The organism is Moritella sp. 36 (assembly GCF_018219415.1).
Classification (GTDB): Bacteria; Pseudomonadota; Gammaproteobacteria; order Enterobacterales; family Moritellaceae; genus Moritella.
Genome location: NZ_CP056120.1, coordinates 3,161,727 through 3,187,421 on the forward strand (window position 1 = coordinate 3,161,727; position 25,695 = coordinate 3,187,421).

General features: G+C 39.8%; 21 protein-coding genes. 9 read left to right on the plus strand and 12 right to left on the minus strand.

From position 1 onward, the window contains the following. Positions 1-89: 89 nt before the first annotated feature. The 6 genes from HWV03_RS13935 to mrcB all read right to left on the minus strand — a co-directional run bounded on the left by HWV03_RS13935 (position 90) and on the right by mrcB (position 8,284). The gene (locus tag HWV03_RS13935) at positions 90-1,424 is read right to left on the minus strand and encodes a hypothetical protein (RefSeq protein ID WP_211676459.1); all 1,335 of its coding nucleotides are present in this window, start codon (positions 1,422-1,424) and stop codon (positions 90-92) included. A 30-nt stretch (positions 1,425-1,454) separates the two neighbouring features. Continuing rightward, complete coding sequence (locus HWV03_RS13940; RefSeq protein WP_255546824.1) at positions 1,455-2,255, minus strand: outer membrane lipoprotein-sorting protein; 801 nt, start codon at positions 2,253-2,255, stop codon at positions 1,455-1,457. A 646-nt stretch (positions 2,256-2,901) separates the two neighbouring features. Further along, entirely contained in the window at positions 2,902-3,618 is a 717-nt protein-coding gene (locus tag HWV03_RS13945) for a 3'-5' exonuclease (RefSeq protein ID WP_211676460.1), read from the minus strand. Positions 3,619-3,627: 9 nt separating this feature from the next. After that, positions 3,628-5,505 (minus strand): DUF294 nucleotidyltransferase-like domain-containing protein, encoded by a 1,878-nt coding sequence (locus HWV03_RS13950; RefSeq protein WP_211676461.1) that lies wholly within the window; start codon positions 5,503-5,505, stop codon positions 3,628-3,630. Positions 5,506-5,524: 19 nt separating this feature from the next. Then, a complete protein-coding gene (locus tag HWV03_RS13955) occupies positions 5,525-5,986 on the minus strand; it encodes a tetratricopeptide repeat protein (protein WP_211676462.1) in 462 nt (153 codons plus the stop codon). Positions 5,987-6,022: 36 nt separating this feature from the next. Beyond that, on the minus strand, positions 6,023-8,284 hold the full coding sequence (mrcB, locus tag HWV03_RS13960) for a penicillin-binding protein 1B (RefSeq protein ID WP_255546825.1): 2,262 nt from the start codon (positions 8,282-8,284) through the stop codon (positions 6,023-6,025). 438 nt (positions 8,285-8,722) lie between these two features. On the opposite strand from mrcB, the gene HWV03_RS13965 reads away from it, so the two are divergent. Then, positions 8,723-9,211 (plus strand): hypothetical protein, encoded by a 489-nt coding sequence (locus HWV03_RS13965; RefSeq protein WP_211676464.1) that lies wholly within the window; start codon positions 8,723-8,725, stop codon positions 9,209-9,211. Positions 9,212-9,272: 61 nt separating this feature from the next. Here the strand turns inward: HWV03_RS13965 and HWV03_RS13970 are convergent, their stop codons facing one another. Further along, positions 9,273-10,499 carry an L-lactate MFS transporter gene (locus HWV03_RS13970; protein WP_211676465.1) on the minus strand — a complete coding sequence of 409 codons (1,227 nt, stop codon included), beginning with the start codon at positions 10,497-10,499 and terminating at the stop codon, positions 9,273-9,275. 351 nt (positions 10,500-10,850) lie between these two features. After that, entirely contained in the window at positions 10,851-12,041 is a 1,191-nt protein-coding gene (locus HWV03_RS13975; RefSeq protein WP_211676466.1) for an amino acid aminotransferase, read from the minus strand. 438 nt (positions 12,042-12,479) lie between these two features. Between HWV03_RS13975 and HWV03_RS13980 the strand changes: the two genes are divergently transcribed. Next, positions 12,480-12,686 carry a hypothetical protein gene (locus tag HWV03_RS13980; RefSeq protein ID WP_211676467.1) on the plus strand — a complete coding sequence of 69 codons (207 nt, stop codon included), beginning with the start codon at positions 12,480-12,482 and terminating at the stop codon, positions 12,684-12,686. Between the two features lie 128 nt (positions 12,687-12,814). Here HWV03_RS13980 and pntB read toward each other — a convergent pair whose 3' ends face one another. The 3 genes from pntB to HWV03_RS13995 form a co-directional block, all read right to left on the minus strand. Then, on the minus strand, positions 12,815-14,341 hold the full coding sequence (pntB, locus tag HWV03_RS13985; protein WP_255546826.1) for a Re/Si-specific NAD(P)(+) transhydrogenase subunit beta: 1,527 nt from the start codon (positions 14,339-14,341) through the stop codon (positions 12,815-12,817). Positions 14,342-14,352: 11 nt separating this feature from the next. After that, complete coding sequence (locus HWV03_RS13990; protein WP_211676468.1) at positions 14,353-15,894, minus strand: Re/Si-specific NAD(P)(+) transhydrogenase subunit alpha; 1,542 nt, start codon at positions 15,892-15,894, stop codon at positions 14,353-14,355. 628 nt (positions 15,895-16,522) lie between these two features. Then, positions 16,523-16,978 (minus strand): hypothetical protein, encoded by a 456-nt coding sequence (locus HWV03_RS13995; RefSeq protein ID WP_211676469.1) that lies wholly within the window; start codon positions 16,976-16,978, stop codon positions 16,523-16,525. 232 nt (positions 16,979-17,210) lie between these two features. Between HWV03_RS13995 and HWV03_RS14000 the strand changes: the two genes are divergently transcribed. From HWV03_RS14000 to HWV03_RS14010, 3 genes are all read left to right on the plus strand, one after another. Then, a complete protein-coding gene (locus tag HWV03_RS14000) occupies positions 17,211-17,915 on the plus strand; it encodes a response regulator transcription factor (protein WP_211676470.1) in 705 nt (234 codons plus the stop codon). Beyond that, positions 17,905-19,371, plus strand: a complete 1,467-nt coding sequence (locus HWV03_RS14005) for a sensor histidine kinase (RefSeq protein WP_255546827.1) — start codon at positions 17,905-17,907, stop codon at positions 19,369-19,371. The genes HWV03_RS14000 and HWV03_RS14005 overlap by 11 nt, the downstream gene beginning before the upstream one ends. A gap of 237 nt (positions 19,372-19,608) precedes the next feature. Then, entirely contained in the window at positions 19,609-20,631 is a 1,023-nt protein-coding gene (locus tag HWV03_RS14010) for a hypothetical protein (protein WP_211676471.1), read from the plus strand. 143 nt (positions 20,632-20,774) lie between these two features. On the opposite strand, the gene HWV03_RS14015 is transcribed toward HWV03_RS14010, so the two are convergent. Continuing rightward, positions 20,775-21,023: a DUF3297 family protein gene (locus tag HWV03_RS14015; protein ID WP_211676472.1), complete on the minus strand. Its 249-nt coding sequence runs from the start codon at positions 21,021-21,023 to the stop codon at positions 20,775-20,777. 405 nt (positions 21,024-21,428) lie between these two features. On the opposite strand from HWV03_RS14015, the gene HWV03_RS14020 reads away from it, so the two are divergent. The 4 genes from HWV03_RS14020 to HWV03_RS14035 all read left to right on the plus strand — a co-directional run bounded on the left by HWV03_RS14020 (position 21,429) and on the right by HWV03_RS14035 (position 25,540). After that, positions 21,429-22,343, plus strand: a complete 915-nt coding sequence (locus HWV03_RS14020; RefSeq protein WP_211676473.1) for a LysR family transcriptional regulator — start codon at positions 21,429-21,431, stop codon at positions 22,341-22,343. Positions 22,344-22,441: 98 nt separating this feature from the next. Further along, positions 22,442-23,449 carry an N-acetyltransferase DgcN gene (gene dgcN / locus HWV03_RS14025; protein WP_211676474.1) on the plus strand — a complete coding sequence of 336 codons (1,008 nt, stop codon included), beginning with the start codon at positions 22,442-22,444 and terminating at the stop codon, positions 23,447-23,449. A 1-nt stretch (position 23,450) separates the two neighbouring features. Further along, positions 23,451-24,506 carry an N-acetyl-D-Glu racemase DgcA gene (gene dgcA, locus HWV03_RS14030; protein WP_211676475.1) on the plus strand — a complete coding sequence of 352 codons (1,056 nt, stop codon included), beginning with the start codon at positions 23,451-23,453 and terminating at the stop codon, positions 24,504-24,506. Positions 24,507-24,571: 65 nt separating this feature from the next. Beyond that, entirely contained in the window at positions 24,572-25,540 is a 969-nt protein-coding gene (locus HWV03_RS14035; RefSeq protein WP_211676476.1) for a TAXI family TRAP transporter solute-binding subunit, read from the plus strand. Positions 25,541-25,695: the final 155 nt, after the last annotated feature.

Genomic DNA, 25,695 nt, shown 5'->3' on the forward strand with positions numbered 1-25,695 from the left:
AGTGAAGGAGGGACTTAACTGTATGAATATGGTGGAATTAAATTAAGTGACTAACACAGCTAAAATGAGCCCTTGAAAGGCTCATTTTATTAAAAGTAATACTCGGCCGTGACTTGAATGTAGTCGTCTTGTCGGAACATATAGCCAGGATCAAATGGATCGTCACTCCAAATAAACGTCGCGTTTGCAGATATTTTAGTGGACTCACCTACTCGGGTGCTTATATCAATAAATATTGTTCGAGAACCTTTATAATCAAGGTTCTGGTTTGTTCCTATCAGTAGTTCACTCGACTCTGCATCATTAAATGTAAACCTTGATGCAACAGATATGTTATTGCGGTTAATGCTGAGATTATTACTCTCTATTTGACGTTTAATGTCTTCTAGATTACTCATATTTTCATTTAAATTTTTGATCTTGTCACGTGAGTCCCATGCATATTCAACGATCATCCCTATATCGACCATTGAGTCTTGAATACTATAAAAATTATATTCAAACCCCGTAACAAATGCAGTGTAATTTTTGATTTTATCGCCACTTCGATTAATACTTTCTAACTTAAGTATCCAATCATCATAAATGTACTGAGTATCAATGCCAAACTGATTAATCAATGGATAAAATGGCTTCAATGTTACCTGTCCAGTCGATAATACATCGGAATCAATCGATACGTTAAAACTAGGGTCTCTTGATGTACCGTTAAACCAACTTACCCCTAAATCCCAGTTTTCGATACTGTTTGACCAACGGCTTGCTAGATCTATATGTGATTCATCATTTTTCGCTTCATATGTCGGATCACTATTATCTATTCTTATATCTATATATGGAGGCCCTATACCATTAGAGCGCCCTATCGTATTAAGTGCACTTAATACGATAGGGGTTGGGCGAAAACGTGTTTTATCACCAGGAAAAATAACAGGTCGAAAAAAAGGTAATATCAGTAGTTCTACATTTCCCCAATCACTAAAGGTTGAAAAATGAAACATAGGCTGACCTAATTTTTCGTTTTCATCAAATCGATCTATTGCATCATTTTGATTAACTACATCAACTAAATTAAGCGTTTCTGTTACCCCCCAAAAAACCTTACCGATACCCACTTTCAATTCAAAAGTATCGTGATATGTAGAATAGATCGCTTCTCGAATATCAAAATGTGAACGGTTAGGGTCCACACTGTCTAAACGAACATAAGGTTTGAAGAGAACGCTTTGCTCGTCCCCTTCCCAATAAAGCTCTGGGCTAAAATTTAGTGATACCTGCTCATCAGTCTGTTCCGAGTCAACTGGTGTTTGTATAAAATATCGAGTTTCTAGGCCCACCAAGCCACTTAGGTCTATCGCAGCAAATGAACTAGTGGAGATAATTAAACTTAATACAGCAACTAAGGACTTATTATTATATTTCAACGGAGTCTCTAAATATCTCATACGATTAAACTATCTCGCACGCTTTAATGAGTTTTTATTAAAATCGCGTTCTGTTAACCCTTGATTAAACTTCACATCATGGTAAGTCATTGTCGTACTTTTCCCAGTTTGGTGATTAATCATGGTCATCGATTCAGCTCGCCAAAATTTATTAAGATATAGCTTGTAGTTATTTGCAGTAAGCGTCTTAAATTTTGTCGATTTACGATCATAAAAATCAACTTTGTGTACCAAATATTGGTCTTGATCCACCCAACTAATCAACTTGGTATATCCAGAATATTTATCGGTAGGAAAGCTTTCAATCACAAACATTTGATTACCGTTAAACGTGTCATCTTTCAGATAATTAAATTTAAATTTTTCTAGCTCGAATGAGGATAGATCTTCATATGAAAACTCACTTCCCATAAAAGGACCCGCTTTGTTGCGAGAGGAAATACGCTTAACTCGTTTTAATGACGGTAAATAAAGCCATTGATCATCCGCTTTATTGATATGTGAAAAAGAAAGAAAAGCAGTACCTTTAAGGTCTGCGGGTTTATCAAAAATAGTCAAACCTTTATCACCATCATCAATAACTTCTAGACTTTTTATCCGTATTTCTCGAATACTTTCTTTCCCTTTTGCATTACGCAGTGCCATAGTGGTTTGTTGGATACTATCATTCCACCCAGAATCCCTTACCTTACGCTCTTTGGCTATAGCAAAACCTTTTTCTTCTGACGTTTGAGCTTGAGCAGTAATAAAACCGCTTGTCATAAACACAGAGATAGCTAAGACACCTGCGGTATATTTTTTATCCAACATAATAATTCCCTTTATTTTTCCCAACACTTATCTGAGCCCTTTTGGTCGATAAGACAAACTAAAATGATACGTCCAAAGTTATCAACTTGTTTATTAACACAAACAACAGCTTACGAATTTTAGGTTATCACATGACTAGCTCAAACCTTACAAATATAACGTAACAATCTGTTTTGTAAGGGCTATCAAAAACAAAATTGAGCGCAATGAAACGTGATAATAGTATTAGCTTTACGATGAAATGGCATGAGAGATTGGAAACAACATTATCCATTATCAAAGACGTTAAAATTCGAACAATCATATCAATGGCTTAATTGTTTGATTGCGAGACCCGTTGAACCTGATTCAGTTAACACTGACGTAGGGAACTATCGATCTTGCTTCTCATGATTTGACCTTCGCGTCTCTCAATCTTTGGCTTGATAAAGTTCCTGTGCGCCAGCTCTAGGGATATTTATGCTAAAGGTTAAAACAAACATATCAACGCCAATCGTATGGAAATTGCATTTTGGCAGCAAGGACTTGATGTATCCTAGTTAAAATAAGAAATAAAAACAGAGTCTAATAAAAAAAATAGCGCGTTAATATAATATTAACGCGCTATTTTTTAAAACGCTTACTGATTACAACGACTATCTACTATCTACAGCCAAAGCCTTTTAATCGGTGTATCTGGCGAAAAGTGATAATGAATCTGGGCTTGTAATAGTTCAGCAGTCGCAATTGCATCTGTTAATGCATCATGTGGTGGATACACAGGTAAATGATAACGAGAACGGCTATTTGCAAGACGAATAGAATCCTGACGTTTACGTTTAAATAAACTGAAAAAGCCCTTGGCTTGCGCATCTTGCACATCTGCTTCTATCTGCATTGTATCAACAACAGGGAACACAATACCTTCATTAATTAAACTACGTAAATTACTATCAAAAAAATCACGTTCAATACGGCGGTAATGAACCACAACAACCTTTCCCGCTAATGCCTCTAATACAGGCTCTAGTATCCGTAATAAATCGGGTGCACCTTTTAGATCGGTATGGGTAATACCGTGAATAATAATGGAATCTTCTTGTAACTTATCCTCTGGATCAATATACCAATGCTGTGCTTGCCGACAAAAAATACGTTTTAAATTAAACGGCACCAAGCCAATGCTAATAATGCTATTTTGTTGTGAATCCAGCCCTGTCGTTTCAAAATCTAACGCGACAAAATCAATATCACTTAACTTCGTTTCATCATGATACATACCAGTCTGGTAAAAAGACTTTAAACGTTCATCCTTACTTTGGGCTACCTTAACTTGATAAAACGCACCCCAGTTTAAAATCTCTTTATTGATAAAATTATGCATTAATAACCCCTACATTTTATTGGCGGTATAACGATATTTTAAAAAGTTCTGTGCGTTACTTAAAACCAAAAAAGCATCTTTAAGATTACGTCGCTCAAATTCCGACATATTTTCTGGTTCAATATTATTATCCGGTTCAATTTCCGACTCCACATCTAACGCTTGGTGACGTAAACGAACTAAGGAAATAAACTCCATCGCATGCTGTAAGTCCTGTCCTTTTGATGCTGGTAAGATACCCGCTTCAATAATATCTTCCAAACGTTCAAATGAATTTTGCGATTGAGAGCCAATTGCCAGTCCATGTACGCGGATTAAATCTGCCAGCGGTGCTGTACCACGACGTTTTAAGTTAATTGAATTATTATGACGACCGTCCTTCTCCATCACAAAATTTTTGAAGAAACCCAGTGGCGGCGTGCGGTTTAATGCATTACGTGCTAAACAAGCTAAGAATCGGTTATTTTTCTTGGCGCGACGTAAAATAAAGGCATTTAGCTGCTCAGCCCATTTAACCCGACCATACACGCCAGTTAAATCAAAGAAGATAGAACAATTTAATAATGCTTGTGGATTCGGGTTATCAATCCAGTCAGCAAAACAATCTTCCCATTCAGCTTGGGTTTTACGATACTCAGGATTAGTTGCCATAATATCGCCTGTACAATAGGTATAGCCGCAAGCGGCTAATCCATCACATACAAACTTAGATAATTTTTCAAAATATGCGCAGTGCTTCTCATTATCATAACTATTATCTAAAATAATACCGTTGTCTTGGTCTGTTACAATCAATTGCTCATCACGTGCCATTGAGCCCAAAGCTAGGAAGCAATAAGGAACTGGAGGCTGACCTAATTCTTCTTCGGCAAGTTCGAGTAATCGCTGTTTAAAACTGCGACCAATCTCGGACATCGCACTACCAATCATATGTGAATTAGCATCTTCATTGACCATACGTACAAAACAATCTTTGAGCTGCTCAGAGAGTAAAACGAGATCTTCGATATTTTGTTGCTGGAAGATACTGCCCGACAACAACAAGCTATTTTGAGATTCATAACGAATAATATCAGCAACTTCAATGAGGCCAATAGGTTGCTTGTTCTTTAAGATAGGTAAATGATGGACATTATATCGTAACATCATCAGCATCGCTTCTGAGACATAGGCATTATGATCGAGTGACATAAGCTCTGTCGACATTACATCAGAAACAGGATTATCAACACTCATCCCCGTCGCTATCACTTTTGCACATAAGTCATGCTGAGTAATAATACCGACAAAATTACTGCCATCTTCATGGATAATGGTCGGATCATTAATCAGTACCGCGGACACACTCTCTTCTGCCATTACCTTGGCAACATCTTGAATTGACGTCGTATTTTTTAACATTACTAAGTCTCGACTTAATAATGTCTTAACTTTTGAAGTGGTTAATGAGTTCGCATCATCGTTATTATCTTCAACAGCTTGCTTTAATCGAATCGTGCCTTCAACTTCCGAGAAATCAGAAAACGCTTCATAACGTTCACAAAAATCATGGAAGAGTGCTTCAGGAATACAATAAACAAGCGTGTCTTTAACCGCTTTTGCTGGAAGTCGAACTTTATTATTGGCGAGTAAACCCATCTGGCCAAATATTTCGCCTTGATCAAGACGGTTATATAGTTCACCTTTGCGGCGGTATATTTCCACCACGCCACTGCGAATAAAATACAGATCATGGATCTTGTCGCCATACTCAATAATCATCGAGTCTGCACGGAAGTATGAGATCTCAATACTTTTAACCACTTCCTCTAACGCTTCTTCAGGAAGTTGATCAAAAGGTTGATACTGGCTGATAAAGTTTTTAATTTCTAGTAGCTCGATTTCCATTCTTTACTCTATTTATAAATTATAAATATGCCGCAGCACGTTCAATTAAAGATTCTGCTTGTCGACGTAACAGCCAGTCTGCACCCAATGTTATCGACTTTTCAGCCAGTGAGCGGGCTTGTTTATAATTACCTTGATAGAAATAACGCTCACCTAAACGGAAATAAGTGTCTGGATAACGTGGCGCGATTCGGATAGCACGCTCTAATGATGCCATCGCAGCACGATTATCACCACTATTTACCTGTTTTTCAGCTCGTTTAATGAGTGATAATACCGCTGCTGGTGCTTGAGCTGTATCATCTACCAGTGCTGGTTTTGGCTTAGCTTTTGGTTCCGGTTTACTTTGTTCACCCGACACTGGGACAGTATTATTCGTCTCTTGCACTTGCGTACCATTGGAATTATACGTAGGTATTGTCCCACAGGCTGTTAAAAGTAATGGCAATGCGAACAGACACGCGCGTTTTATTATTTTCATGTTACTTCCAAAGTTAATTTTTAATGACAAATCGCATTATTCGACAAGATCACGGAACCACTCAATCACTCGCTTAACCCCTTGATTACAACGTAATTCAATTTCAGGTTCATAACCACTCATAAAAGGCAGCGGGATCGAGTTAAGACAGCTACCTTGGCTACCTTGACCAGTATCACTATCAACCCAACCGACTGTAATATTCTGTGGTGGCAAGTTCTGAATCGGCAATGCTGAACGTTGGCGTAAAATGTCAGCCCAAACACGCAAAGCCCCACTCGAACCTGTTAAACCAGTCGTCACATTATCATCACGTCCCATCCATACAACGGCCATCATGTCACCAGAGAATCCAGCGAACCAACTGTCTCTTAGATCATTCGTTGTTCCCGTTTTACCTGCGACTTCAAAGTTTGGTAGCAACCATTCGAGGGCTCTCCCCGAGCCTTCATGCGTAACAGCTTGCATCGCATGACGCAGCATGTACACAGAACCAGCATCAAAGCGCTTATCAACGGCTAACGGATAACGCTTCAACACATTACCCTTTGGATCGACAACTGCATTAATTGCTAATAAAGGTGTATAAAAACCATCCGCAGATAATGTTTGATACATTTGAGCAACGGTTAATGGCGTCATATCGACCGCACCTAAGGTGACCGATGGCAAAGCCGCTATACGTTGTTCGACACCAAGACCATGGATCGTATTAATGACCTTATCTAACCCAATCTCATTGCCTAAGCGTGCTGTAGCTTGATTATAAGACTTAGCAAGCGCTTTATATAACAATACCTCACCATGATCTTTCTTATCGTAGTTTTTAGGTGACCAAATATCCCCATTGGGTAGATTTAGGTTATATTCATCATCACTGATCAAGGTGGACAGATTATACTTCTCTGGCTGTTCTAGTGCTGTCAGGTACACAGCTGGTTTAATCAATGAGCCCACTTGACGCTTAGCATCGATGGCGCGATTAAAACCAGCATAACGCGCATTCGCGCCACCAACAATAGCAATAACAGCGCCTGTATTTGGTCTAGTTATCACCACGGCACCTTCAAGTTTAGCACTCAAGCCATTACGTTTATGTCGTGCAATGGATTTCGTGAGACTTGATTCTGCGCTACTTTGCACAAGTGGGTCAAAATGCGTAAAAATAGACAAACCATTCTCACTTAAATCTTCAACTTTATAGTCGCGCTGTAATTGGCGGCGAACTAAATCAAGATAAGCAGGAAATCGCTTGGTGCTACTCGCTGTTTGATCACCCATTCCTAACGGTTGCGCTTTTGCAGCCGCCGCTAACTCACTGTCTAAACGACCTTCTCGAACCGCAATATCTAACACTAAATCACGACGTTTAAGTGCTCGTTCAGGGTTTCGCCAAGGATTGTAGTAACTTGCACCACGCACTAATGCGACCAATAAGGCTTGCTTATCGATCGGTAAATCTGCAAGTGGGGTTTTAAAGTAATACTGACTCGCTAAGCCAAAGCCATGGATAGCACGAGGGCCATCCTGACCAAGATAAATTTCGTTAATATACCCTTCTAAAATCTTTTCCTTCGAAAAATGGAGTTCAAGTAAGATTGCCATCAATGCTTCTTTTGCTTTGCGGCTAAAAGTACGTTCAGAACTCAGGTAATAATTTTTAACCAGTTGCTGAGTCAGTGTTGACGCGCCTTGGGAAATACCACCTTGTTTAATATTCGCCACTAATGCACGGGCGATACCACGAACAGAAATACCAAAATGTTCATAGAAGCTATCATCTTCAACCGCCACTAACATTGCTTGTAACGACGCAGGTACTTCGGATAACTGTACTAGCAGTCTATCTTCGTTATGTGCAGGATAAATACCACCAATAACAACAGGCTCTAATCGTAAAAGGCCGACACCATCGTCAGTATCCAGTTTAGCAACCATGCCATCATTCAATATCAACGAAATATTACGTGGGGGCTCTAATCCATCACTAAATTGAAATCCGGGCGTATAAATACGAACCTCATTACCTCGTATATTTGCTTGTCCAGGTTTAGTCGGACGAGCAACAAATTTATAACCTAATAAACTGAGTTCCGTTTTTAAATCAGCTGCAGTTAAAGCCGCGCCTTCGTATAATTCGAGCGGACGTGCGTAAACCGTCGATGGTACAGCCCACTTATTTTCATCAAATGTTGAACGAATAATAATATCTAAATAAATCATTACAGCTAACCCGATAAACACTGGGATGAGTAATAACTTCCACCATAAACCACGACCTTTTACATTCTTACTCACAAGCACCTCTCGCTATCATTTCACCGTTAATGACAGCTCATTAAATTCGTTACTATATTCGAATAATAACATAGTAAATACACTCTAATCGATATTGAATTTAAAGTAATAATCGCTACTTTAAATTGTAAGTTAGACTTAAATGAGCATTTTAAAAGCGCATTAAAATCATAACCTTTACTACAAAATTTGTTATAATACGACGATTAACCCCACCCCCACTACCTTCAAGTGAAACCACAAGTGATTGTATTGGAAAACAACATTTTTTCCTTACTAAATCAACTTTAATAACACCCAAAGCAGTAGATCAATATCACTAACATCGTTTGATTTATTAGATAATCGACTGATATACAACTTATATTATAGCGAAAATGATTCTTGTAACTATGATTAAAAAAACACGGCATAGTTCACATAAAACAAGGATAAACGATGAAAAAATTAACCCCTCTCATTTTATCACTCGCAACAATCGCAACAACCTCAGCCACGGCAGAAGATAAAACATCTGGCGATATCGACTTTTACCTCGGCGCTAAAACAGGTTATATATATACTGCATTTGACAAACTAGATTCTAAAATACCCGCTACTTTTCTTGTAGGAATTCAAAAAAGTAGTTTTGGTTTAGAGTTTGAAGGTACTTTTGTCGATATGGATAAAAACAGTATTGATTTGGAATATGAGTCATACGCTATCTATGGGACATATCGTACATCAGGTACATACTATGCAAAATTAAGGGCTGGTTATTTAGAAGGGACACTAAAGTCAGACACAAAAAAATGGGACGAAGATGGTTTTTCTGGCGGTATAATATTTGGCATTGAGCTTGGTGATGCATTCACGGTAGAAGCGGGCTATACCGTCATTCAAGCAGATTTGAAATATTTTAGTTTAGGCGGTAATGTTCATTTTTAACCACAAGGGATAGTCAATGACTTGAACTATCCCTTTGCCACAAATTAGTAAATGCTAACGATTAAGCTTTAGCAGTTTTTAATTTATTTGCTTCTCTTGCTAATACAGCCGCTTTATCTACTGGTTTAGTAAAGAAAGCAATGACAGTAACAGCCACTAGTAGTGCTGCAAAAGCAAAATAAGTATTATTAGTTGAACCGGCAACAGTTGCTAAGAAACCACCGAAGAAACCAGATACACCCCATGAAGAATAAAGGATGCCGAAGTTAGTTCCGTAAGTTTTTAGACCGTAGTTATCAGCAGTAATTGTAGGGAATACACTTAATAGTGCACCGTATGACATCGCGCCTATTGCAATCGCAACCATCAGCGGTATTTGCGTTGTAATAGTAGTGAAGAATGCCATGTTACCTGCTTGAAGCATAAATACTAAAGCAAGTGTATTTACACGGCCAATCTTATCAGAAATTAAACCACCAACGACACGGCCACCTGTATTAAAGATAGCAAGTAAAACAACGCTGAATGCAATTTGCTCTGATGTCAGGCCGATTGATTTACTGATGTTACCAATACTACCAATAAGCATGATACCTGCAGCAGCTGAAACCATGAACATTACCCATAACTGGTAAAATTGAGGCGTTTTCAGCATTTGTTGCCAGCTAAGATTGATATCATCGCTTGATGCAACCGCTTTCGCTTCAGATGGGTCAGCAACATAACCTGCAGGAGGCGCAACAAGCAGAGACGCTAATGGAATAGCGATTACTAATAGGCCTGCACCTAAGATTTTGAATGTGTCGTAGATACCGTAGTTTTCGATAAGGCTTGTAGATAATGGCGCTAGGTATACAGACGCAAGTCCGAAACCACCCGCAGTTAAACCACTTACTAAACCTTTTTTACCTTTGGGCCACCATTTCATCGCACTTGGGCTAATACATGCATATGAGAAACCGATACCGGCACCAACAATACCGCCAAAGGTAAATTCAAGTTCTACCAAAGTCGTAGTGTAACCTGAAGCAATGAGACCAAGACCAACGAGAGTCACACCAAGCATGGCCACTTTTTGAGGTCCAATCTTGTCTTGTAAAATACCAGCAATAAGTAAACAAGTAGCAAATGTGAACACAGCAATTTTATACGGTGCTTTTACATCTGACGCATCAACGTTTAACGCTTCAGCGAGAGGTACAGTAAAGACCCCCCATGCGTATAGGATACCGATAGTTAGGTTAATGCCGATGCCAGCTAATAGGATTTGCAGTGGTTTATTACTCATTATTGCCTCAAAATTACAAAGATTGCGGCAATCTACACGTTTTGTGATCTAGGTACAACTTTTAATTCAAAATATATTACTTTTGTTGATATGAAGCATTACTAGAAAAGAGAGGGGAAATTTAAATATATATAAATAACAATACATTAAAGGTTAACGTTGCAATTATAAGTCTTTCAGATATATTTTTAACACTACAAACCAAAAAATAAACTTATCACCATCATTAAAAGTAGCATATGAGTCTTTGTTTGAGCCATAGCGCTAGACCTAACTTGTATTATTACAAACTAAAAATGTATAAAAATGGGCACCGAAGCACCCATTTAGTCATTAATCATTTATTACTGATTAAAGTACTGCAGCAATCGCTTTACATAAAGGCTGCATATTGTCTTTGGTCATACCAGCAACACTGATACGGCCAGAACCGACAATGTAAACAGCGTGCTCATCTTTCAATGTAGCAACCTGTTCTTTAGTAAGACCTGAGAATGAGAACATTCCGTTCTGACGAGTAATAAAGCTATAGTCACCAGTCACACCCATTTCTGCAAGTGTTGCTACAAATAGCTCACGCATTTCATGGATACGAACACGCATTTCAGCGACTTCTGCAACCCATTGATTACGTAATATTTCATCATCAAGAATAATCGCAACAACCGCCGCACCATGTGCCGGTGGGTTTGAGTAGTTTGCACGAATACCAGATTTAATTTGACTAAATGCTGCAGCCGCAACATCTTGATCTTTGGCCACTAGCGTTAGACCGCCAACACGTTCGTTGTACAAACCAAAGTTTTTAGAGAAAGAATTCGCAACTAATAGTTCTTCACAATGCTCTGTAAATACACGTAGACCTGCTGCATCTTCTTCTACACCTGTTGCAAAACCTTGGTATGCAAAATCAAACAAGGGTAATAGTTTTTTGTTCGCACATAATTGCGCAAGTGTAGTCCACTGTTGAAGCGTTGGATCAATACCCGTTGGGTTATGGCAGCAACCGTGGAAAAGTATGACATCACCCGCTTCTGCTTCAGCTAGAGATGCGAGCATTGCGTTGAAATCTAAACCACGTGTTTCAGCGTCATAATAAGCATACTGCTTAACTTCTAAACCCGCAGTATTAAAAACATTACCATGATTTGCCCATGTTGGATTACTTACCCAAATACGATCACTTGTTAAATGATTCTTGATAAAATCAGCAGCTGTACGTAGTGCACCAGTACCACCCGGTGCTTGTGCTGTGATTGCGCGTTGCTTTGTTACAACCTCGCTATCAGCACCAAATAATAGTTTTTGTACTGCTGACGCATACGCTTTATGGCCTTCAATACTTAAATAACTTTTACTTTTTTCTTCATTAATTAACTTTTGCTCTGCTAATTTAACTGATTTTAAGATAGGCGTTTGACCTGTTTCATCTTTATAAATACCCACACCTAAATTGATTTTTTCGGCGCGTGGATCTTTAGCAAATGCTTCAGTTAAACCTAAAATTGGATCTGCTGCTGCTGTAACGATTTTCTCAAACATGGTATTCCCTATCTGCTTGTAATTAAACTACGTATTAAACCTAACATTTCACTTATTTATACCATCACAACCCCTAAATTCATAGCTATGTGGCAAAAAAATGGCTGAGATATAACAAATAATGTCAGAGATGAATTGCATTAAATCGATGTTCCATTACTTCACTATAAAACAAACGACTTGTCCAATTTAGCTTGTGCGGTCACATTTCAATTACCATTTAGCATTTAGGCGTTAATACTTCAAATAAATCATATAGATAAGATAATTAATCAATTGATTTACTCAACGTTATCTGTGGTGAGTAGAAAGCAATGCCGAAAATATAGAATAACCCACAATTCATCAGATTTACTGACGAATCATGAACAAAAATTGAGATGTTATTAAGTGTCATCAAAAATAACGCCTTGTAACAATAATGGAAGGTATTATTTTATGGCCAATGCATTATTTTTATTAGCCCCAATATTTTTATTACTCACTCTTGGTAAAGTGATAAAAAAGACCATAGTTACTGATGAAGAGCCTTGGTTTTCTATAAATAAAATCACCTATTCTGTTCTATTTCCGACTTTACATTTAACAAAACATCAACCATGGATTTTGGCACTCCCTTTGATGATTATGCTCATACAGAGTTAGTTAATACTCCAATAATTAGAGCCTAAAAAGTTTGGCTCTGATGCTTATTTAAAAACAAAAAAAGGAGCCTTTCGGCTCCTTCAATCTTCAAAAAATTTTGTATCATTTAACCGATACTAACATCGCAATTACATTGCTTTGAAGATTTCTTCTACGCTTTCTTTAGCATCGCCAAACAGCATAGTTGTATTCTCTTTGAAGAATAATGGGTTTTGAACACCAGCATAACCAGTTGCCATACTACGTTTGAATACAACAACGTTCGTTGCATTCCATACTTCTAGTACAGGCATACCTGAGATTGGCGAGTTTTCTTCTTTCGCTGCTGGGTTAACCGTATCATTCGCACCAATTACAAGTACAGTATCAGTGTCGTTGAAATCATCATTGATCTCATCCATCTCTAATACGATATCGTATGGTACTTTTGCTTCAGCAAGTAATACGTTCATGTGACCAGGTAAACGACCCGCTACAGGGTGAATACCAAAGCGTACATCAACACCCGCGTCACGCAATTTCTTCGTGATTGCAAATACAGGATACTGCGCTTGCGCTACAGCCATACCATAACCCGGAGTGATGATTACACGCTTAGAACCCATTAGCATTTCAGCAACTTCAGCTGCAGATGTTTCAACGTGAACACCTTGCTCTTCATCTCCTGTTGGCGCAACAACGTCGTTACCGAAGCCACCTGCAATAACAGAGATAAACGAACGGTTCATCGCTTTACACATTACATAACTTAAGATTGCACCTGAAGAACCAACGAGCGCACCTGTTACGATTAACAGATCATTACCTAAGATAAGACCTGTAGCTGCACCAGCCCAACCAGAATAAGAGTTAAGCATAGATACAACAACTGGCATATCTGCGCCACCAATTGATAGCACTAAATGCGCACCAAATACGATGGCGATAAGACTCATTAATACTAATGCTGTTGTGTTACCTTCAAAGCCAGCACCAACAAACGAGAACATTAGATAAATAGTAGCAAGTAATGCAACTAAGTTCATTTTATGGCGGTGTGGTAGCATTAACGCGCTCGATTTAACACGACCGTTTAATTTACCCCAGGCAATTAATGAACCAACAAATGTAACGATACCAATGAATACACCCAGGAAGATTAATGTTAAGTGAATACTTAACATAACTGGATCTGTAATATTGTATTCAATATAACTGTTGTAACCGATAAATACAGCCGCTAAACCGCCGAAGCTGTTTAGGATCGCAACCATTTCTGGCATTTCAGTCATTCCGACTTTGTTTGCCCAGCGCACACCAAATGCACCACCAGCAAGCATAGCAGCAATGATATAACCGATATTTGTTACGTCACTACTAAATAATGTTGCAACAACCGCTACAATCATACCCAGAATACCGACATAAATGCCTTTCTGTGCCGTTTCTTGCTTTGATAACGCAGCAAGAGCAAGTACAAACAGTACCGCTGCCGCGATATATGCGGCTTCTAAAATACTTTTACCACCTGCAACTTCCTGTACCACGTCAACAGCGACAGGAGCTTGTTCTGCAACTGCAATCTGTGCCAATTGCGCGGCTTGTGTTGCTGCATCTACCGCTACTTGCGCAGCATTGATAGCATGTTGTGCAGCTTCAATTGATTCTTGAGACATTATAAAAATCCTTATTTACGGAACATTTTCAACATACGCTCAGTAACGGCAAAACCACCGGCGATGTTGACAGTGGCAATAAATGTGCCGAGGAATGCGAGTAAGGTTACAAGACCACTCTCTGCGCCCATTTGGAAGAAAGCACCAAGAATAACAATACCTGAAATCGCATTCGTTACACTCATCAGCGGCGTATGTAATGACGCTGCCACATCCCAAATCAAGTAATAACCAATCACACAAGCCAGTGCGAATACCATTAAGTGATTTAAAAATTCAGCAGGAACATAATTTGCTAGCGCTGAATATGCCCAGATACCGCCACCGGCTAATAATGCCTTATAGATACCTGTTTTTTTCTTTTCAGGTTTAACTAGCGCTTCTTTCACTTCTTCTTGTTTCGCCGCTTGAGGAGCAGCTGAAACTTGAATAGGTGGCGCAGGCCAAGTAATTTCACCGTCTTTAATTACCGTCACACCACGTTGAACGACATCATCAAAGTTGATGGTCATTTCGCCGTCTTTTTCTGGTGTAAGTAATTTAAGTAAGTTAACTAAGTTGGTACCGTAAAGCTGTGATGCTTGTGCTGGTAGACGACGAGCCATTTCGTTATAACCGATGACTTTAACACCACCGTCAGTCGTAATAACTTTATCAACCACACTAGGTTCAACGTTACCACCGTTCACTGCAGCTAAATCGACAATCACACTACCCGCTTTCATGGCATCAACCATTTCTTGGCTAATTAGGCGTGGTGCTGGACGACCAGGAATTAATGCAGTGGTAATGATGATATCCGCATCAGCAACTTGCTCAGCAAGCATTTTCTGCTCTTGAACCTTATAGTCGTCACTCATTACTTTCGCGTAACCATCACCAGATCCCGCAGACTCGTCAAAGTCTACCGTTAAGAATTCAGCACCCAAACTGGTGATTTGTTCTTTAACTTCAGGACGCGTATCGTACGCACGAACAATAGCACCTAAACTGCCTGCTGCACCTACAGCAGCAAGACCAGCAACACCAGCACCAATAATCAGTACTTTGGCAGGTGCTACTTTGCCAGCAGCGGTAATTTGACCGGTAAAGAAACGGCCAAATTCATTTGCTGATTCGATTACTGCACGGTAACCGGCGATATTAGCCATTGAGCTTAATGCATCAAGTGACTGTGAACGTGAAATACGTGGCACAGAATCCATTGCTAAAACATTGATTTCACGTTTTGCAAGTTTCTCTAAAAGTGCTTCATTTTGGGCTGGCCAAATAAAGCTGATTAATGAAGTGCCTTTTTGTAATAGCTTAATTTCTTTGTCGTTCGCTGGCGCATTAACTTTTAGTACAATGTCAGAAGCCCAAACTTGTTTGGTATCTTCCGATATCGTTGCTCCAGCCGCCTCAAAAGTAGCATCACTAAAATTAGCTAATTTACCAGCATTGCTTTCAACCAATACTGAAAAGCCTAATTTTTGTAACTGCTCAACCGTTGCTGGTGTTGCAGCAACTCGAGTTTCACCTTTGAGACTCTCTCTTGGTATACCTATTTGCATCATCTGTTCCTGTCTGTTTCAACATCAAAGATAAAATACTACGTTCCATGTGTACTCATATAGCATGAGGTACGGAGAAGCATCAGTACAAAATATCGGATTTAACCCTTCATATTCAAAATGAAGAGTGTCATTTGTCACTAACGATTGTTCACAAAAATGTGACTTAACGCAACAACAATTTATATTAACTTACCCCATTTTAAATGGAAATTAGAATCTAAAATGTAGATTAAACGTAAAGTAAATAATTCTTAGATCGAATTAAAGCATCTTTGAAGTTCAGTTGACAAGATTAAATTAGTTTAATCTTCAACGACTTACATGACTAACATGAAAGGGTTTCGTTTGAAATGAAGTGGAATATTAAAATGGTATAATGCCTAAAAATGACACGATGAAACAAATAGACATATGTTGTTACTTTTTATTATAAAGTGTAGTTTTATACTTATCATGAGTGATTCATGGCTAATTTTACAGCACTAAAGGTTAAAATATAATAACCTAAAACTAACGAATCCATAATTTAAACGTGCGTTTGATAATGATTAATCAGCTATAACTATCAAATTAAATGGTTTTACATATCAAACAGTGAAAATATTATCTGTAATCCCCACAATTTCTACACCATTAACGTTATATTTGCAGAACCGACTAGCTCCTTGTCCTTAAACAACAATATTGGATGAATATTACTGCCATAATTCGCCACAGAGAATAACTCAATATGATGATGTGCTGATTCTATACTCATTCGTAAGAAGCCATTATGTATGTGCCATTCACCATAAAATTGATCTCTCAAAAACAATGGACATAAGACCGCATCACGAGTTCGTAAACAATCTAACTTAGCCGCTTGACCGCGATAGGTGGTTTCTAACCAATGTGAATTGGCCATTTCGGGATAATCAAAGTCTCGCTTACCCGCCTCCCACAAGATATATTCACCCGAAGTACGGATAAAACGCGCTTCTTCGTCAGATATATCAAGCACCGATTCTGCCTCTAACGTCCCCTGAGTTTCATACTTGTATAACAAGATTAATTTATCGATTTCAGTTATCTGGCCAAGCATACTGTTAGACTCTTAAACATGGGGTATAATGTAACGGTAGCCAAGATAAATAAAAATGCATAAATAAATGTGCATATGTATGATATCAATACAGCCGCTTACAAAAAAATCAAGCATAGATCGCACTAACTAAGATTTAATATGCCCTACTTTTATTGTTGCGATTAGTATCTACGCGCAGTTAGGCCCTAAATAAGCATATTATTAAGACGATATAAGAGGTAAGGACACAATGGATACACACGTATTGGTGGTAGAAGACCAACAAGATATCGCAAATTTAATTCGAATCAATTTAGAGATGATCGGCAAAAAAGTGACTTGTTGCCATAACGCTAAAGATGCATTTGAACAGCTACGTAGCAATGTGTTCCAGCTTATATTATTAGATCTAAACCTACCAGATATGGATGGGTTAGATATATGCAAAAAAATAAGAACCAATGATGCGATTGTTCCTATTATGATGTTAACCGCTCGCACAGAAGAATTAGATCGAGTTCAAGGGTTAGAAGCTGGTGCAGATGACTACCTTGCCAAACCATTTAGCGTATTAGAATTACAAGCCCGTGTAAAAGCCTTACTTCGCCGCAGTAATGTACAAGCTGCAAATAACCTTGAACCAGAACAAATCAAGATTGCAGACTTAGTCATAGATCAAGCGACGCATAGTGTTCATCGGAATAAGGAACTCATCTCTTTAACCAGTACTGAATTTTCTTTGCTATTATTTTTAGCCAAATCGCCTGGCCGTGTGTATAGCAGAGAGCAATTGCTTGCTGAAGTATGGGATTATCATAACGACTGTTATGAACATACGGTAAATTCACACATGAATAGATTAAGAAACAAAATAGAGCCGAACCCTGCAGAACCTACATACATTAAAACAGTGTGGGGCGTTGGCTACAAACTGGAGGTCAGCGATGTCACATAGATCTTTATTAGGACAAATTACATTCCCGTTAATTATTTTGTTTACCACTATGGCTGCCGGGTTGTTTTTTATTTATTGTGTCATTACGGATACAAACTCAGCCCGCGTAGAACAAACACTACACAAAAATTTAGCGCAACAAATCATCCACTATTCTGAAGATTTACAGCAAGGCGAGATTAGTCTTACAGCACTAAAACCCGCCTTCCACAGTTTAATGTTGCTTGGCCCCAGCTATGAAATATACATCACAGATAACCAAGGTAAATTACTCGTCTATGCAGCAGAACCGAATAAAATAAAAAGGGAATCGATTGATACAAAACCATTAGACCATTTTATAAAAGGCGCTACCTACCCTATTTATGCCGATAACCCTAGAAGTCTAGATCAACAAAAGCTCTTTTCAACAGCCCCTATATTTAAAGATAACCAACAAATTGGCTATGTCTTTGTCATTCTCGGTGGCGATAAATACGATAGCATCGTAAAAAACTTATCGTTCGATAGCGGTATGTATAAGACCCTTGCGGCACTTATTGTATTCTTCGCACTTGCTTTTGCACTATTAGTATTCATTTTTGCACGAGTCGTGAGGCCGATAATACAACTTGATCAAGACATGACTAATTTTGTTAAAAATGATTTCTCAACGGTCTCAACATCAACACCGCATCAGTATGCTGCGAATGAGATTATCAATCTACACAATAATTTTTCGTCATTAGAAGAGAAGATACACAAGCAACTTACACAGATTAAATCGACGGAGCAACTGCGTCGAGAAATGCTTTCGCATATCTCCCATGATCTAAAAACACCGCTAGTTTCCTTAAAAGGTTATCTTGAAACCTGGTTGTTACAATATCCAGAAACGGCCGGAAGTGACTTTATTCAAGTGGCACAAAAGAACGCCAATCAATTACAACGCCTTGTCGAACAAATCATCGAGCTCGCTCAACTCGACAGTAATACGGTAAGCCTATATCAAGAACCTGTCGCAGTTGCCGAGCTGGCACAAGATGTATTAAGTAAATTCCAGCTACAAGCACAACAGAAAAATATTACCCTGTCAGTTGAACCTAAAGATCCAAGTCTACAAGCCATTGCCGATATTGCTAAATTGGAGCGAGTACTAACCAACCTTATTGATAACGCCCTAAGACACTGTCAATCCGGTGACAGTATTAAGATCCATCTGCAACCGAAAGACAACCAGCTAATCATTAGTATTGCCGATTCTGGCGTGGGTATTCCGAAGGAAGATGTTGACCGGATTTTTGACGCTCATTTTAGGGCTAAAAATACCGTCAATGGTCAGCAAGGAAACTCGGGGTTAGGACTTGCTATCGTTGCCAAACTACTTTCACTGCATCATGCCAAGATCTCGGTTTCTAGCGTGTTAAGCCAAGGTACAACGTTCAGCTTTAGCTTACCGACCAATGTGAGAATATAGACTTACTTGCAGCTAAGTGCTAGTCAACTAAGCTGCAGATCTTACCTTTAATTATTTTTGAATAACACAACCTCTCCACATCCCCTTCCGATTTTATTCACTCTAGATCAAATTTTTCAAATAGTTATCACTACTTATCATTATTTTCACCACAAATATATTAACCCACACTAGTCTTATACAAACCGTTAAATTACGGTTATTCACCCCTCAATACACCCTTTAGGATGGATGAACATGCACATATTTAAACTCACTTATACCCTTGTATTTATCACCCTTATCACAGGTTGTGCCAGCTTTGAAAAAAAGTCATCGACGACAGTAGAACTCCAACAAATTAAAGTCAGTAATACACGCCTCAATCAACGCGTAAACGATGCCGTGACGAACGTTGAGCAAACTTACCTAAAGGTGAAAGATGAAAACTTTGCTACCTATGCCCCAAGTACTTGGGAGTCAGTTCAAAAAGATTTAGTCAGTATGCGCAAACTCGTGAATAGATTCGATCCCAATGATCAAGGTTTTTTTGGTGGCCCATCAGAAAGTACTGTTTTAGAAGGGATTTCAGAGGTCAATGATGGATTAATTAAAGCGCAAAAAATAAAAACTCAGGTAACTACATTTTTATCTCAACCCTTGGCTGATATTGAATATCTAACCCCCAAAATAGACAATGTATGGCAAAGAGATTTCGCGATTATTAATCAAGATTTAAACCACATCATAAATATGATTGAGGATGATTATTTAGTTTCAAGACAAGAATTTGAGCGTGCTAAGTTACAGAAAAAAATCAGTGCTCTCGAAATAAATATAGTTACAGCAAACTATTACTCTCCACTTGAAGAACAATTCAAACTGCTAAATCAGCAATTAATTCCGCTAAGCTACAATAACGTATCGCAGGGTTTACAACGGCTTAATACCATTATCATTACCAGCCCTCGTGATACAGATTTGCTGACAACAACAGCGAACTTAATCGAAAATGGGATTCAACGTGCGGAGCATATAACGACAGATGTAAGCTGGATAAATGGACTTGATATAAAACAACGTGAACAGGTTGTTTTACACTACCGCGCCACACTAGAAGGATTAGGTACTAAGTTTATCGGTCAAGACCTATCAAACTTGTCATACAAGGCTCAAGTGCAAACGTTTGAACTCGCGCTTACTGCTAAGTTAGCAAAGTTTGAAACAACAGATGCAGGTACGGCTTATAAGCAACGTACGTTAAGCGACCTTGATAATTAGCTTTTACAGCAAAAAGGGCCTAAATTTCTCTAGGCCCTTTTTGCGATGACTTAGATTCCAATAATAAGTGGCATTGCAAAAATACGTCACAATTGCGCCAACTCAATAGGAGGGATGACCCTTAACTAAGTTATTGACACGTCTTAACGATAAAACGATTCAACAGTTCCTTTTATCGTCATCAAAAGCGGTTGACCGCGACGGTCCAACGCTTTATGTGACGGTACTTTTACCCAACCTTCACTGATACAATATTCTTCAACATCGAAACGCTCTTTACCATTAAGTATAATACCAATGTCGTGCTGGAAAACTTCTTCTATATGATGTGGGCTGCGGGGATTACCCGAAAGGCGATCCGGTAAAGCTGGTTTCGATTTAATATCGTTCATGTTCGTGACCTGTAGTAAATAAAAAGTGCGCTATTGTAGACAATATAGGCCTAACGCTCAAGGGCTGCGGTAATAAATGTTTCTAAAAATACCTATCGTAACGGATAACTCGTGACAGAAACCGTGGTAGCTTTACCAAAGTATCAATAACAGTGCATCAATTAATCTATTGTACCGTTTTCATTCAGCACAGATTATAGTCAGTAAAATTAAAGTGGCTCACCACGATTGTTTTCGCTATGCGTTTAACCTTTTCACGGCTAACGTGATGTGGGAGAGCAACAATCGGCTACGGCGCTATTCCACCAGTCTAGTAAATGCTAAGCTACGCCTTAGTGATGCTAAGCAGTGAGCCCCACGCAAAAGATTGACTAATCACACGGAACTAACTAAACGGAATTTACCATGCGTTTACGCCATATTGAAGTATTTCATGCCATTTATATGACTGGTTCGGTGACTAATGCGGCTGAGTTTTTGCATGTGTCGCAGCCATCGGTCAGCAAAGTGTTAGCTCATGCCGAGCAGCAACTAGGCTTTGCGTTATTTGAGCGGATAAAAGGACGGTTGATTGCCACCGAAGAGGCGAACTTGCTTTTTGGTGAGGTAGACAAAATGTATCAACAGCTCCGCTCGGTTCGTCATTGTGCGCTTAATCTTAAAAATAAAAGCAGTGGTAAAATAACCATTGGTCTAGCACCTGCTTTAGGATTCGAACTTATTCCGCAGGCTGTCGCACGTTATAATAAACTTAACCCGCAAGTCCATATACACCTACAAACGATGCACCATGACGAGGTTCGTCAGGCCCTCACTGAGCACAAAATTGATTTTGCATTGATGTTCTCACCGCCGCCACTGCCTGGGATTAAGCAGCAGCTCGTTTGTTTGTCACAGTTGGTCATGATGTACCCACGTGATTTACTACCCGACATACCGACTCATGTTAGCCTAGATCAATTTGAACATCAGGAAGTGATTGGTATTGGCGACAGTGGTCCCTTAGGTGATTTACTCTGGCATCGATTAACTGAAGATGATATTGCCATTAATACTAATATCACGGTTCAAACCTATTTTATTGCCGCACGTTTGGTTTCTCAAAATATCGGTGTGTGTGCTATTGATGAATTTACCGCTCGGGGTAATCTCAACGATAAGGTTGCTATAGCGGCCATTAAACCAGCACTTAATTTTAATTTAACCGTGTTACGACTTGAAGATAAAAATCTTTCGCAGATAGCCAATGATTTTCTTGAACTGGTGATTGAGTTTTCCAATGCTAAACACCACACGTCAGAATCCCAGCCTATAACCTAAGGTTATAGGCTGGGTAGTTTTTACTATTTCCAGTTTTTTGTTTGCTCGCTTAAGGTTAGTTCTCCAAACAACACTAACCCTAAGATGGAAATAGCCCCATGAAGATACAAGCGCCATACTTACTTTTTTTAGGTGATGCCACCGATAACCTTTCAATTAAAATGGCTAAAGGGGTTGCCGATTGGCGCCCTGAGCTTTGTACAGGTCAATTCCGCTTAGATGGCTGTAGCGTCACAGCCAATCAACCAGATATGACTATCGCAGAAGCAAAACAAGCTGGCGCAAAAACGTTTGTGCTCGGTTTTGCTAACAGCGGCGGAACTATCGATAAAAAGTGGATACCATTTATTGTTGATGCGCTAAATAACGGTTTTGATATTGTCAGTGGTTTACATGATAAATTAAGTGATATTCCACAAATTAAACAGCTCGCAGAAAAGCTAAATCTACAACTAATTGATATTCGACATCCACAGCAAAAATTTAACACTGGCACTGGCAAGCAACGCAGCGGTAAACGGTTAATCACCGTAGGTACTGATTGTTCGGTTGGTAAGATGTATACCTCACTAAGCCTTGAACAGGCAATGAAACAGCGTGGCTTAGCTGTGGACTTTCGTGCCACCGGCCAATGTGGCATTTTGATTGCTGGTAATGGCGTTGCCATTGATTGCGTCGTAGCAGATTTCATTGCAGGTGCTAGTGAGAGCGTATCACCAGCCAATGACCCAGAGCATTGGGATGTCGTTGAAGGTCAGGGATCATTATCGCACCCCGCATTTGCAGGGGTTAGCCTTGGTTTACTGCACGGTGCTCAGGCTGATGCAATTGTGGTTTGTCATGCCATTAACCGAGAGTCAATGCGTGGTATTAAAAATCGCGCACTACCTTCAATTGCTGACACCATCGCGCTAAATGTTACCTCAGCACGAGTCACAAACCCTCAAGCACAGGTGGTTGGCATTACCCTTAATACTTCCAGTGTCAGTGATGGCGAGGCGCTTGATATCTGTCGCACTATCGAGCTAGAACTCGGCTTACCTTGTGTAGACCCTATGCGTCATGGCGTTGACTCCATTATCGATAACTTGTGTTCGGAGATCTAGGATGAGCCAACTTAATTGCACTATAACCAAGCAGCAATGGCGGTTAGCCAAAGAATTTAGGATTTCACGCGGGGTAAAAAATCAGGCAGATGTGGTCGTGGTTACATTAAGCGACGGCCAGCATACAGGCTGGGCCGAAGCCGTCCCTTATGCCCGTTATGACGAAACAGTCGAGTCTGTGATGTCGCAAATATCGCAAATAATGCCACAGCTAACTCACACGACCACGGGCCAAGACTTGTTAGCACTGTTACCGCCTGGCGCCGCCCGCAATGCCCTAGACTGCGCCCTGTGGGACTTAACTGCTAAACAACACCAGCTACCTGTGGCGCAGTTAGTCAATATCACGACTCCAATACCTCAGGTCACGGCGCAAACTCTGAGTTTAGATACAGTAGACAAGATGGCCAGCGAGGCGGCAAGCCTTAGCGAACGACCACTAATAAAAGTAAAGTTAGATCGCGAACTGGTACTAGAGCGCATGTGTGCAATTGCTTTGGCTGCACCGGACTCTCGTTTTATTATTGACGCAAACGAAGCCTGGGATATCGACTTATTAAAGCAGTTACTCCCGCGATTAAAGCAACTTAATGTTGCCCTAATTGAACAACCGCTGCCCAGCGCAGACGATCATCAGCTGGCAGGATTTAAGTCTGAGATACCGCTTTGCGCCGATGAATCTTGCCATACCAGCGATGATTTACCGCGTTTGGCTGGGCTCTATCAGGCAATTAATATTAAGCTTGATAAAACCGGTGGTTTAACCGAAGCGTTACGGTTACTAACCGCTGCGCAGCAACAAGGTTTTATCGTGATGACCGGTTGCATGGTTGGTACCTCATTAGCCATGGCTCCCGCTTTCTTAATCGCTCAAAGCGCTTCTTTTGTTGACCTTGACGGGCCGCTGTTGTTAGCAACAGATCGCGACCATGCCTTCAACTTTGAGCAGGGCGATATGCAATTATTGTCGAGTGAACTATGGGGCGGAGCCAGCAATGGCAATAACCAGGAATTAAAGAAAATAGCCATGGCTATGGATAACAATATCCCGGTTTAATAACTGGCGTTATCCCGTTTTGGCTACCTGCTAATTGTATAAATATAAAAACAAAGGAGATAAGAATGTTAATCAAAAAGCTAGCCCTCACTGCCATCGTTGGTGTCGCGGCCATGATGACAACATCTGCGTTTGCAGAAACTAAACATGTGGTAATTGGTACCGGCGGTCAAACGGGAGTTTATTATCAAGTTGGTGGTGCGATCTGTCGCCTAGTTAACAAAGGCACTGCCGATCACGATATTAACTGTACTCATAAAACAGGTAGTTCAATAACTAACCTTAACGGTATTCGTGCCGGAGATATTGACATGGGGACGGCCCAATCGGATTGGCAATTCCATGCGTATAACGGCACCGCGCCAGACCAGTTCCAAAACGGAGCATACAAAGAATTACGAGCGGTATTCTCGGTTCATCCAGAACCTTTCACCGTTGTTGCTCGTGCCGACTCAGGCATCAAGACATTTGCCGATCTTAAAGGTAAAAAAGTCAATGTTGGTAACCCAGGTTCAGGCTCGCGTGGCACCATGGAAGTTATCATGGCTAAAATGGGTTGGACCATGGATGACTTCGCTGTGGCATCACAATTAAAGTCATCAGAACAAGCGGCAGCGCTTTGTGACGGGAAGGTGGATGCCATCGTTTACGCTGTTGGCCACCCCAATGGTTCAATCAAAGAAGCGACCACGTCTTGTGACTCGATATTAGTTCCGGTAGACAATGCACAAGCTAAGAAGCTAGCTGCTGACAATGATTATTATGCAATGGTTACAATTCCAGGGGGCATGTATAAAGGTTCAGCTACCGATACAGCCACTTTTGGCGTTGCCGCGACCTTTGTTAGTTCAACAGCGACTGACGACGAAACTATTTACCAGATCGTAAAAGCAGTGTTTGAAAATTTCAAACGTTTCAAGAAAATGCACCCTGCTTTTGCTCACCTGAAAGAAAGCAACATGATCATTGATAACCTATCAGCACCACTTCACGACGGTGCGATCCGTTACTACAAAGAACGTGGTTGGATATAATCGAACAAACGACTACGGCTGAATTTTAATTCAGCAATCAACTAAGGCGAAAGTATTAGCGCACTTTCGCCTGATTGCGTTTCTGAAATATCCGCAGTGGTGAAAAACAATAAAGTTAAGCCAAAATTTCATTAATAATGCGATATGTTATCAAC